Raw genomic sequence first — 13,051 nt, forward strand, 5'->3', positions numbered from 1 at the left:
CATCTTTCCCACCTCTTTGCGATAGGACAAAAAAAGCCCCGCTGATGCGGGGCTTGTCCTACCAAATTATCCAGGGAGGGATAGCTTAGAAGTTGAAAGTAACTCCAGCGAAGACGCGGCGACCAACAAGGTCATACAGCGCGTTGCCTGTAAAGCCTGGTGGAACCTTATCCAGCACGTTACGGATACCAGCATTAAATGTCAGGTTTTCACCGAAGTAGTAGGTGCCTGAAATATCATGCGTGGTAATTGACCCGATGTAAGCCGGACTGACGTTCTCATAGCTTTCGAGACGTGGGGTCACGTTAAACAACGCTGAGCGGTCAATAAAGCGCATCGTCCAGTTTGCTGACCAGTCGTCTAAACGATAGGTATTGGTCAAACGGAACTGCCAGCTTGGATCACCCACCTGACCGTCGTTGACGTTATCCAGCTCTGGTTGGTCCTGGAAGTCATAACGTACCCACTTGTCCAGATGGTTAACAAACAGTGAGCTTGAAAGTGAACCAGGTAAGTCCCAGCGCGCCAGATCGGTGCGGTATCTTACGTCTAACTCAATACCACGGGTTTCGATTGCCGCTGCGTTCAGATAACCCGAGGTTACTGCAGTTAACTGCAAGTCATCGCCACGGGTAACCTGAGGACAGAAGTCAGTCGATAAACCACCTTCTGAGTCCACGCAGTTATTGATAATGTCCTGCGGCTGAATGAAGGTAATCGCGTCTTCAATCTGAATATCATAGATGTCCAGTGTCAGGCTCAGACCTTCGACGTAGGACGGTGTCCAGACAACACCTGCGGTCCATGAGTCAGAAGTTTCAACAGTCAGGTCAGGGTTACCACCTGATACCAGGTCGATACTCGCATTGGTAACTGACTCGAAATCAGCAGGAATACCCAGCTCGGCACAGTTGGCCGGACGGTTCGGGTTCATATCCTGACGCGTTTGGTCACATGGGTCTGTTACGTTAACAAAACCTGGTGATTGCGGATCGAATGCTTCGGTGATATTCGGAGCACGAACCGCTTGACCGATGGTACCACGCAGACGTACATCCGGAATCGGCGCATACATAAATCCGACTTTCCACGCATCAGCAGAACCAGCATGCGAGTAATCCGCAGCACGATATGCAAGATCCACAGTCAGCTCTTCAACGCCCCGTATTCCGGCAAGAATTGGCAAGTTAACTTCGACAAAACCTTCCGTCACGTCATAACTACCAAATGCATCAGGTGTCGCAGCACTGCCGCTCAAGCCTGCTTTGGTAAAGGCGTCAGTGGTAGTCGCAGAGGTCTCTTCGCGCCATTCAGCACCAAATGCCAGGTCGATAGCACCGCCTTGTAATTCAAAGAAGTTGGCGGTGTCGGTTACAAAGCTGGCACCAACGTATTCTTGGGTAATTACGTCCTGACGGTTTGAGTCATGCGAAATGAACGCAATAGCTTCTGGGGTCGCATTATCACCAAATGGGTTATAAGGTACACATTCGCCACCTGCGTTGACCAGACCGGCGTCCGGGTCACGACATACGATATTACCGTCACCATCGCGAATAGTATCGATAGCCGCGTTAACGTTGCTGACACCCGCTGCGTTACGGATAATTTCGTTTTGCGTGGTACGGCTGTTACGAGTCTCGCCATAGCCGTAATACACATCGTACTGAAGGAAGCTACGATTCAGATCAAAAATACCATCAACACCCATTACCGTACGGAACGTCTGGCGGCGGTTGTCTGCAGTACGAGGACCCCAGTCGTCAAACCACTTCCACAGCGGCACTTCTTCAATGCCTGCACCCTGGAATACCGCGCGCAGGTCTTCTGGCAAATATGGGTTGTCGTCGACGTTGATGACCATGCCCTGTTCAAACATCGGCTGGAACTGCTGAGTTACGTCCCCTTCAACGTATTTGAAGTCGGCGTAAAAACGGGCATTGTCATTCATCTCAAAGTTTAACGATGAACCTGCAGTAACCCGGTTCAGACCTGGCTGGAAGTTTACCCAGTCGTCTGGGTAGCCACAGGTTTCACAGCCATCAGGGAACCAGCCAAATAGCGCTGAGTTACTGCCCTGACGCTCAGGCTGCTCCTGCCAGCTACCATCCGGAAAGAAGCCGTAAAACGGCCCTAATGGAATAACACCAGTACCAGAAAGATATTCAGTACCTGTACCCGGAGCGTAAAAGCGATCAGGAATACCATCTAAACGACCAGTATCCTCTGGATTCAAAACCGTTCCCCAGTTATCAAACTGGCGAATATCTGATGACATGGTTTCCTGAATACGGTTCAGGCCTAAATTGAAGGTCGCGTTACCACGGCCGTTCATAAAGTCGCCGCCACCGACCAGGCTGAATTCGTGAGTCCGCGCGCCAACACCTTCAGTTGAGGTGGTACCACGGGCATTGAATTCAACGCCTTCGAAGTCACGACGGGTAATCACGTTAATTACACCAGAAACCGCGTCTGAACCATAAATGGCCGATGCACCACCGGTCATAATTTCAATACGTTCAATCATGGCAGACGGAATAGTTGATAAATCCACCTGCGCCGAACCCGGATCCCCGGCTACATGGCGCTTACCATTTACCAGTACCAGTGTACGAGCGGCACCCAGACGACGTAAGTCGGCCGAACTAATACCAGCTGAGGCATTACTTTCGCGGTTACCGATTAATGTGTCAGTAGCACCAATTGCTGGTAATTCAGCAAGAATCTGACCTAAGTCAGGCGAGCCAAAATTAGCCAGCTCTTCCCGACCGATTGACACCACAGGTGCTGCTTGCGACAACTCTGGACGAGCGATGCGCGACCCTGTGACCTGAATTCGTTCTGTGCGATCTTGAGCTTCTTGTTCTTCAGCTTCCTGTTGTGCAAATGCAGCAGGCGCAGCCAGCAAACCTGCCCCCAAAGACACAACTAAAGCGCTCCGGATAGAGCTCGCTAAGAATGATTTGCGACTCATAAGTCTTCCCTTGTGTGTATGAATAATTGTTGTAGTAAGAAGTGAACCGGGTTACTTGTATACATTATTGTTTACGCTACCCGCACCGCTTCACGTTTAATTTTTAACACTTAAAAAACATTTACGCAACATTAACGCGTCATATTATTCTGAGATCAGTATAAATATGTTTCCATAATTAACAAATTGAACTATTTGTTGCAGAAAGTAAGATTGTTGCTATCCGGATACAGAAAACTTGTACAAAAAAAGGCGCCCGGAGGCGCCTTTTTAGATTCTGAGATTAAATCAGAGTTGGTTTAGAACGAGTAGCCTACACGCACATAACCAAAACGGCCGATGTTATCGTAATAAGCAGCTCCGGCCGTAGTACCTGTTGAGTTGCGTGGCATATCGCGGTCAAACAGGTTATCCAGACCTAATGTCAGACGTACCCCATTATTGAAAAAGTACGAGCCTGTCAAATCAGTTACTGCGTACGAACCATAATCCATGAAGTTGCTTGGATTTGGGTTCTGTGACAGCTGGGTTGGGTTATACAGGTTTACACCGTTACTAAAACGAGTGCGGGTGCCGACCGACCAGTTGTCACGTGAATAATCCAGGGTAAAACGTAACTGCAGGTCCGCGTCACCCAACACACCGGCATAATCCGTGTAGTCGTCTGGCTCGTTCTGGAACGGGTAGCTCTTTGCATCGACCAGGTAAGTACCCAGTAATGCGGTGCGGAAGCGCCCTTCCAGCGCGTCAAAGTCATAACCAAATTCGAAATCAACACCGCGATTGAAGCTGCGCGCAATATTCAGCGATAAATTTTCAATCTGCGTAATCTGGCCCTGATTTGGTCCGTCCTGCTCGCGGGTAATACGAGCACAATACTGGTTGTTAATGCTGCCCGCATCCAGGCACTCAGTCAGAATACGTTGTGCCTCCAACGATGAAATCGTATCAGTGATATCGATTTCCCAGTAATCCAGTGTGGCAGAGAAGCCTGCCAGCCAATCTGGCTGATACACCACACCCACCGTATACGAACGTGACTCTTCTGGTTGCAGATCAGGGTTACCACCTGAACGACCTTCCAGACGCGCACTGTCGTAGTTGTCGTCAAACCCTTCCGGTACTCCCAGAGCCTCACAGGCAGCGCGACGTTGAGCGGCGGTTTCTGCGGTTACATTGGCAAGTTCAGATGCTTTGCACGGGTCATCAACACTATAGAATGTCTGGCTCTGGGCCGAGAACAACTCGTTAATGTTAGGGGCACGCAAGGCTTCAGATGCAGTAAAGCGCGCACGTAGCTCGTCGGTGATGCTCCAGTCCAGACCTACTTTCCAACTGGTGGCATTGCCCACAGTCGAGTAATCGGCCAGACGAACTGCAGTATCCAGTAGCAGATCACGCACCAGGAATACGTCTGCCACCAGCGGGATGGAGAGCTCAGCGTACACTTCAGTAACGTCGAATTCACCGTCGACTTCACCTAAGGCATTGAAAAAGGTCGCACCCGTGGCTGCGAACGCGTCTTCGTTGGTCACTGCACTTTCTTCACGATACTCAGCACCACCGGCAAAACCAACATACCCTGCTGGTAAGGTGTATAAGTACGGATTCTGTACGTTAAAGGTTGCGACGCGCTGTTCGACTTCAGCGGTACCCGTTGAGGTGGTGGTGATGTAGTCGGCTGCTTCCTCAGAAATACCTTCGCGGCCCATGATGTTGATCGGCACACAGCCTTCAGCGCCACTGGCACAGACAATTTCACCGGCGTCGTTATAGACTGCGTCGATCGCATTTTCGTAGTTTTCAATGATAACGTTAGCGCCGTTAACACGTTCAATGTCCGTACGACCCCAGACCAGAGATGCATCATAGCTCCAGTCGTCGGTGAAGTGACCTTCAACGGCCGCCACAAATCGCATGGTTTCACGCGTATTGTCTTCAACACGACGACCCAGGTCGTTGTGGAACTTGTTGACGTTCAGGTATTGCTGCCCTGCATCGTCCATCATCCCACGCAACTCATCATTGATGAAAGCGTTGTTGCGGGCGAGACGGTAAGGGCCGGCTTCCGGGTTATACCCATAGTGAAAGAACGGCTGACCAATATTCTGCCCTTCAGTGCGGACATACTTGGCTTCTACAAATGCAGTCAGGTCCTGATTAACTTCATAGTTACTCTTAACATTAACTCCAACCCGCTCAAATTGCGGTTGTAACTCGGAATATTGACGCAGGTTGATATAGTCACAGGGTTCCTGACAGTAGCTATATCCCGGATCGACCAGACCGCCCATAGTGTTCTTACGGAAGCTGCCATCGTCTTCAAATACATACCAGTTATCAGGGTTACCAGCATCACCAACAAAGAACGCGCCCGCTTCTGACATATCGTAATAGCCTGCGTTCGGCACCGTATAGCGGTCAGGAAAATCTGGGTTGGTTGCTTCACTGTCTGGTCGTGGACCATCCGGCATATACTGATGCCCAATGGTAGCCCAGGAGGTGTTGGCATAGTGATGATCCATTGCATTCAATGAATCCTGCGCATTGTACTCTAGCGAGGCCGCAACGTTACCGCGGTTATCAGCGAAATTTGTACCATATGACAGCGTGAAACGTTCGTTATTGTAGCCGTGATTTTCGGCCCGGCCTTTGGTCACTGTGGCATCGAAACCTTCGATATCACGCTTGAGGATAAAGTTAACTACGCCTGTTACAGCATCCGCACCGTAGACGGCAGATGCACCACCGGTAATAATCTCAACACGTTCAATCCAGGTACTTGGAATGGTATTGGTGTCAACCGCCGCTGAGCTTGCTGACCCTGCAACATGACGACGCCCGTCCACTAACACCAGTGTACGGCTGGTACCCATACCACGAAGGTCGAGCAGGCTGGCACCGGCGGTACCAATGAAACGCCCGGAATTCGCCAGAGTGTAGGTATTCGCCATTGCTGGTAAACGGGACAGCACTTCACCAATGTTCATAGCCCCGGATTCAAGCAGTTCATCGCCTGAAATGACCGTAACCGGCGCTGGTGCAACGGCACCCTCGCGAATAATGCGTGAACCGGTAACCTGAATACGTTCAGTTCCATCGGCGACCGCATTGGTATTTGTGTCCTGCGCAACCGCCATCCCCGGTAACGCGATACTTAGCGCACTACCCGCGAAGAAAACGCGGCGTACACTATTGCTAAGAGAGTTATTTTTAAACATGACTTGTATACTTCCTAACTACAATTTTTATTATGTCAGTTGATAAACCACTGATATGGACTCAAAAGAGTCAATGAAAAGGAACCACGCATCCTATAACAAGCCATTATCTATGATCAATGGCTTATGCTGATTGAATTATGATAACCATCATAGACGAATAAAATTCTATTTATTTATCAAACAGTTGCAAAATTAAGGAAATCGAAGGGATGCGCTGAAATGCGGAAAATATAGGATAGGAATAAAAAAGCCCGCCAAAATGGCGGGCTTTGATAGTTGTATAATTACAAAACGTTAGATGTCGACGCCACGGCGTTCGGCAGCCTCACGAATGTAATTTGCCCAACTTTCAGCGTTGCGACGTTGATCAGCGTATCGTGCAGCGCGTTCTGCAGCACGAACCGCGTCAGAATAACGCTCTGTGTAGAAGTAAGCTTCAGCCAGCGACATGTAAATACGACCAAGGCCGTCGTCGTCTGATTCAGCAGTTTCCAACGCAGCGTTAAACGCGCGCGCAGCTTCTGAATAGTTATCCGCTAGCAGCAACGAGTTGCCGCGGCGACGGTGATAGTCATGACGGTCTTCACGTGACTCAGCATTCTCGGCAGCTAACACGTACATCTCGTTCGCCTGCTCAAACTCACGGGCGCTGTGGTATGCACTTGCCGCAATCGAGTAATTACGAGCGGTCTTTTCAATATCATCAGATTCCAGATGACGACGTAACACTTCCGCCGCACGATAAGGGATCATGTTGTTACTGAACATCTGTGCCAACGCACGAAAGTCATTCTGCTGCGACAGGAAACCAGCGCGGTACGCCAGATCCATCGTTGCAAGTGCTTCGTCAGAGCGTTCCTGCTGGAAGTACAACATTCCCAGCTGCGCCCACCAGCGTTCTTCAGTTGGTATCGTCTGCACCGCTTCTTCAAGAACCTCTATCGACTCGTCCATACGCTGCAGCTCATATAAAGAGGCGAACTGTAAAATGAACGGATTACGATTTGGTTCCATCTGATAATGACGGGCCTTACGAGCCAACGGAACAACCTGCTCGTAATTCTCCACTTGCATATGCGCATTTGCCATGCGAACAAACACATCTGGATCCATACGGCCAGTGAACTGAATCCAACGACGATAGTTTTCTATTGCCTGCTGAAAGTTCTCTTCCTGAAGGTGCAAGTTAGCGACCAATAGCATCGCAGCTTCCTGGTCATTAAAGCCCAGGATATCAGGCTGAATTGCCTGCTCAAGACGATCAATTGCATCCTGAGCTCGCTCGCCAGCAGCATAAAGGTTACCCAAGAAGCGATTCACATAGGCAGTGTCATATTCAGTCCGGGTATTTATCCCTTCCAGAATTTCTATTGCCCCTGGAATATCTTCTTCTTCATACAGTTCAAATGCCTGCATGATACGGCGACCAACTGCCTCACTTGCGGCCTGGTTTCGACGGCTGTCGCGCGCTTGCTCGACCTGCTCAGGCGACGGAATACGGAAACCAACATCAATGTCATCAGTTCGACGCTGACGCTGAATAAAAGATTCCTGAGCCGCTCGTGCTTCAGCTCTTGCTTGCGCTTCTGCTTCAGCATCACCTTCTTGCAACGCGTATGCACCAGAGGATACGAAGCCAAGGCTTAATGCTACTGCCCCGGCAAGTAATGTCTGTTTAAAATTCATTACTTACTCCCCCATTGTGAAGTCAAGTTGAACCGTCATGCCTTCCTGACGCTGTGGCACGCCGTCAACAACTTGCGGCGCATAACGCCAGCGAGCCAATGCCCGGCGAGCTTCCTGGTCAAACACACGGCGTGGTTCGGATTCAATGATTTCGATATCAGTGACTCCACCGGTTTCGTCAATAGTGAACCGCAGGCGTACCCAACCTTCAATACCATCACGCGCTGCGGCGGCTGGATAACGAGGTTCAATACGAACGATTGGCTGTGCATCACCATCACGACCTAGCCCACCACCTGGACCTTGCAGGCCAGTATCGGTTCCACCTACATCTACACCACCCATGTCCATATTGAACCCAACAGAGTCGTCAGATGTATCTGGCTCACTGTCCGGCTGTTCAGGTGGAGCCTCAGGCGGTTCCGGAGGAGGCGGCGGAGTACGGCGACGCGTATCCACGTCCTGCTCTGGTGGCTCAGAGACAATATCGATCCGGGTGGGTGGCTCAGGGGCTTCAGCACGCTGAGCCCCACCACTGATCAAGAAAGCCATAAAGACAAACAGAGCAAACGTGACTGCGGCGCCTAGTAATATTGATACTATTACGCGCACCATATTAGTCGTTCTCCGCTGCTATCGAAATTTGAGCAATGCCAGCTTCTTTAACTTGGTCCATCACCTCTACTACAACACCATGACGCGCCCCTTCATCAGCCTGAATAACCACCATATCGGTTGGTTGTTCCGCCAGAAGGCGCTCAAGGTTAGCTGCAACACGTTCGACGTCGACCATTCGACGGTCCATCCACACTTCACCATTCTCACGAATAGCGATGAAGATATTTGCCGAGGGTTTGTCTGAAGCTTGAGAGGCTTCCGGACGGTTTACGTCAATACCGGCTTCCTTCACAAACGAAGTTGTTACGATAAAGAAGATCAGCATGATGAATACGATGTCCAGCATCGGAGTCATATCCGCTTCGGCTTCTTCTTCAACGCGTAAACGATTACGTGCCATAATTCTTCTCTCTTAGTGATGTGGCAAGCTGTCTAGCAGTTTGTCCTGCTCGCGACGAATACGTGCATCGAGACGAGAAGCAAAGAACATTCCGGACAATGCCGCCACCATTCCAGCCATTGTTGGGATGGTTGCCATTGAAATACCGCCGGCCATCAAACGAGGGTTACCCGTTCCCTGTACCGCCATAACTTCAAATACTGCAATCATACCTGTTACCGTGCCTAACAGTCCGATCATCGGACACATTACGATCATGGTTTTCAACAACAGCATGCGTTCGTTCAGTTTTACTGAAACCTCGGAAACCCAGGCCTCACGGATTTTATGTGCATACCAGGATGTCGTATCTTTCCGCTCATCCCACTGCTTGATGATGCGTTCCCGATCCTTCGGGAACACACCAAACAGGTACCAGTAGCGCTCAATCATTACAATCCACATAACTAAGAGCGCTATAAAGACGAGGTATAAAACATCGCCACCTGTCGCAATAAAATCCCTGACAGTTTCCCAAAGCCCCATCAGGTAGAATTGCATGCTTACTCTCCCTTCTCCGCGTGAGAAGCAATGATTCCAGCAGCTTGCTCATCAAGAATCTGAACAATCGACTTAGCGCGGCCAGCAACAATGCTGTGCACAACAATCAATGGCAACGCTGCAATCAGACCCAAGGCTGTTGTAACCAACGCCATTGAGATATCACCTGCCATGATACGCGGGTCACCGGTACCGAACAGAGTAATTGACTGGAAGGTTCCGATCATACCGATAACGGTACCCAACAGACCCATCAACGGTGAAATTGCCGCCAGCACTTTAATAATGCCTACGCCGGAATCAATCTTCGGTGTTTCACGTAAGATTGCTTCGTCGAGCTTAAGTTCAAGCGTTTCGACGTCAACATTCTTGTTGTCGTTATAAACCGTGAGGATACGACCCAGTGGGTTGTTACCCGGGTTCTGAGGGTTCTTCAGCTGTGAACGAATCTGTGCACCAGCCATGGTTAAGGTTACCAGTTTATAGATAGCGATCAGTAGACCCACTATTAATACAACAGTAATCGCATAACCAACGGTGTCACCTTCGTGATAACGCTCAGACAGAGTCGCTTTTTGCGTCAACAGGCTTAAGATACCGCCACGAGCAGGGTCAAGATAGACGCCAGCATAGCCTTCAGAGGTATTCTCGAAATCACTTGCAGCATCCAGGATATAGCCGTCTGGTTGACGACCCAATGGTTGAATCTGCTCAAGGTCTTCGTTGTAAAGTAAGTATTCACCATCTGAAATCAGGTTAAACGCACCAACACGGACGATTTCGCGTGTTTCAGTACCACCTTCAAGCAAAGTAACTTCACCTTCAAAACGGCTTACGCGACCAGATTCACGCATTTCAGTCAGTAACGCGATCCACAGATCTTCCAGTTCGCTGATGTTTGGCAGTTCCTGAGCTTCCGCCAGGCTTTCCAGTACATCTTCACGACCACGATATTCTGCGCTCACTACTGAAGTCGAAATACGACCAATGGTGTCAGACGCTGCACCACGAATAACACCGAAGATTTCACCTAAGGTGCCAACCATGTTATCGAGTTCAGTTTCTTTGTTCGCAATGTCGATTTCGTTTTGAGCGAATTCTTCCTGCAAACGTTGACCGCGCTCTTCTTCTTCCTGCATCTCTGCTTCAGCCTGACTCAGCATTTGCTGACGGTCGGCACGCTCGTCCATAAAGCGACGTTCGCGCTCTTGGTCGATTTGCTGAGCTGAGGCACGGTTTTCCTGCACAATGCGCAGTAAATCGTCTAACGAAGTTGCGTCCTGCGCACTTGCAGAGAACGCAAACCCGGCAACCAGAGATAAACCGGCCGCAGCGGATACTAATTGCTTAACTACCTGTTTCATTCTGCATTCTCCGGAGCTGGTACGGGTAAGCGCACGATGTCGACTTGTGTCTGGTTACGCGCCATACGAATTGCTTGAGTCAGCGGGTTCAGATAACTGCTGTCTAACTCAACCCATTCACGAGCGTCGTTGTCCCAACGCCATGCATTACGCTGATCCAGTGACTGTGCGAGGAAAGTAACACGGCCGAGGTGGAAGAAATCAACCGATATAGTTTCACCGTCAACTTCCAGATCACCCTGATACGCATTCAACGCAACACCGTAGTCCATTTCAGCCTGATAGGCTTCCATGATCTGACGGAATTTCTCAGAGTCAGTCACATTAGACTGAGTCATGATGCCACGCAGGCGTTCAACGCGATTCGCGCGATTTTCGCTACGAATTGGAACATCCAGTTGCACAAACTCGTCCAGTGAGTCAATCATACGGTACATCAGAGGAACCACGCCACGACGAGTCTCTTCGATGCCGTCGATTTGACGTTGCAACGACTCCATAGTCTCGTTCTGGTCGTTCACCAAACGCTGTACGTGGTCATTGTAGACACGTAAAGCTTCAGTTTGGCTAACTACAGCGCGATAGTCGGCAAGCAGCTCACGGCTCTGTTCGAACAGCGAATCAATGCGCTCTTGAGACTGAGCAGAGCTGCGATGAGTTTCAGTTTGCTCCGCTTGCAGGCGAGACAAGTCAACGTTGGCAGCAACTGTAGCGCTGCCCGCGACTGCCATAATACCTACTACGGCGGCGGCAATTTTGCTTCTATTGATTACTTTGGTCATAGTTCCCAACCAATTTGACTTAACTTTATGCTTCAGGAGCGAAACGCAAAACACCATTGTTCGGTGCTTGCGAGCCATCCGAAGCCCAGTTTGTGTGAGTGATGAAATATACGTTTTTCTACACTTGCAGCTGCCCTTAGGCGAAAGGGCAATAACTGAATACTCCCATGACATGCTAATACTGTCAACAGGGGATTCGGGCCCCGTTCAGAGCGAACCTGAGCCATAATTAACCTATTTTTAACAGCTTCAGTGTACCTACTTTATATAGCAGAGATTGGCTGTGCTGGGTACTTTCGATTCAAAATACCAACCGTTTCCACAAACTTGCTGATAGCCGCTTTTTCGCTGTCTCGCAAAAACGGATTCCAGATATCCGCAAGTAACACGTAACGACTTTCGTCACTTCGGTTCCATGCTTCATGTAAGTAATTGTCATCAAAGGCAAATACTTTACCAGGCTGCCAATTCAACTGCTCAATATCGACCACATTTAAGGCGCAATTTGGCGGGATTTGTAACCCCATATGTAAGACTGAACGGCTGTTAGTAATACCGCGATGAGGCAGCAAATGAGCACCTGGTTGTAACACCGAAAAGCAAACCTCAGGACTATGATCATTTATATGAACTAACGGTAAGTTACTTAACACCTCTGATGTCTTCGGACACTGACTATGGGTATCGTCATAGCGTTGTCCATGGCGGTAGAAAAACTTCGCATCCCAGTCCCCGCCTTCGGTCAAACCGTGTTTGTCTTCATCACGATAATTCTCAATATGAATATTTTGTGAAATAAGCGCATCCAGTTCACTTTTAATGGTTTCAAACTGAGATTCGTAATAGTCAATAAAATCGAGGTCACTACGATCGAACACTGGCTTGGCCGGCAGGCCCGGGATATAGAGAAAGCCAGGCTGTTGCCGTGGATCTTCATAAACCTTCGGGATCTCGCCGCTGTACATGCGGATACCTTTGCTTACGCGTTCTATCTCATCGGCCCCAAACTCCTTTTCAAGATCGTTTATCCAGCCGCCCATCACATCCCGTCGATGTTGCTCCGCATAGTCAATCGCCCGCGCGACCAAAGCATGGGCCCAGGGAGCGGTTGACTCACGATTAAGCCAGAAACCTTCGCCATTTGCCGTGCGTAAAGCAAACACATAATGTTTGAAGGCGCCCTCAACATTTTTACGGCTGTCGTAATAACGTCCCAGCATCAGATGGGTATTGTACGCGCAGGGAACTTCATCAACGACCCGGGTATAGAGCGCCTGCGGGTCCATACTCGATTCGATTAGTTCGTACAAACGCCCAAGCATTAACAGTAACCGCTCGTCTTTTGCGTTTCGTGTCAGTAAACGCTCAGTCACCATCAGCGCAGCGGCATAGTCTTTCGCATGTAATAATTGTTTGAGGCCTTCCTCGGTGGGTGGCTGTTGTTGTGTTGTCATAAGGTTACC

9 protein-coding genes are annotated in these 13,051 nt (G+C 49.6%); all 9 read right to left on the minus strand.

Annotated features, from left to right (window positions below):
* Positions 1 to 85: 85 nt before the first annotated feature.
* The gene (locus CWE12_RS11645) at positions 86 to 2,974 is read right to left on the minus strand and encodes a TonB-dependent receptor domain-containing protein (protein WP_126789876.1); all 2,889 of its coding nucleotides are present in this window, start codon (positions 2,972 to 2,974) and stop codon (positions 86 to 88) included.
* A gap of 299 nt (positions 2,975 to 3,273) precedes the next feature.
* Positions 3,274 to 6,195, minus strand: a complete 2,922-nt coding sequence (locus CWE12_RS11650) for a TonB-dependent receptor domain-containing protein (protein ID WP_126789877.1) — start codon at positions 6,193 to 6,195, stop codon at positions 3,274 to 3,276.
* Between the two features lie 297 nt (positions 6,196 to 6,492).
* Positions 6,493 to 7,884, minus strand: a complete 1,392-nt coding sequence (locus CWE12_RS11655) for a tetratricopeptide repeat protein (protein WP_126789878.1) — start codon at positions 7,882 to 7,884, stop codon at positions 6,493 to 6,495.
* A gap of 3 nt (positions 7,885 to 7,887) precedes the next feature.
* The gene (locus tag CWE12_RS11660) at positions 7,888 to 8,499 is read right to left on the minus strand and encodes an energy transducer TonB (protein WP_126789879.1); all 612 of its coding nucleotides are present in this window, start codon (positions 8,497 to 8,499) and stop codon (positions 7,888 to 7,890) included.
* Between the two features lies 1 nt (position 8,500).
* The gene (locus CWE12_RS11665) at positions 8,501 to 8,902 is read right to left on the minus strand and encodes an ExbD/TolR family protein (RefSeq protein ID WP_126789880.1); all 402 of its coding nucleotides are present in this window, start codon (positions 8,900 to 8,902) and stop codon (positions 8,501 to 8,503) included.
* A 12-nt stretch (positions 8,903 to 8,914) separates the two neighbouring features.
* The gene (locus tag CWE12_RS11670) at positions 8,915 to 9,442 is read right to left on the minus strand and encodes a MotA/TolQ/ExbB proton channel family protein (RefSeq protein ID WP_126789881.1); all 528 of its coding nucleotides are present in this window, start codon (positions 9,440 to 9,442) and stop codon (positions 8,915 to 8,917) included.
* A gap of 2 nt (positions 9,443 to 9,444) precedes the next feature.
* On the minus strand, positions 9,445 to 10,806 hold the full coding sequence (locus CWE12_RS11675; protein ID WP_126789882.1) for a MotA/TolQ/ExbB proton channel family protein: 1,362 nt from the start codon (positions 10,804 to 10,806) through the stop codon (positions 9,445 to 9,447).
* Complete coding sequence (locus CWE12_RS11680; RefSeq protein WP_126789883.1) at positions 10,803 to 11,588, minus strand: DUF3450 domain-containing protein; 786 nt, start codon at positions 11,586 to 11,588, stop codon at positions 10,803 to 10,805. Before CWE12_RS11680 ends, CWE12_RS11675 begins: the two co-directional genes overlap by 4 nt.
* A 263-nt stretch (positions 11,589 to 11,851) precedes the next feature.
* Positions 11,852 to 13,042: an aspartyl/asparaginyl beta-hydroxylase domain-containing protein gene (locus CWE12_RS11685; protein ID WP_126789884.1), complete on the minus strand. Its 1,191-nt coding sequence runs from the start codon at positions 13,040 to 13,042 to the stop codon at positions 11,852 to 11,854.
* Positions 13,043 to 13,051 lie beyond the last annotated feature (9 nt).

Origin of the sequence: Aliidiomarina sedimenti (assembly GCF_003986955.1) — a bacterium.
Classification (GTDB): Bacteria; Pseudomonadota; Gammaproteobacteria; order Enterobacterales; family Alteromonadaceae; genus Aliidiomarina; species Aliidiomarina sedimenti.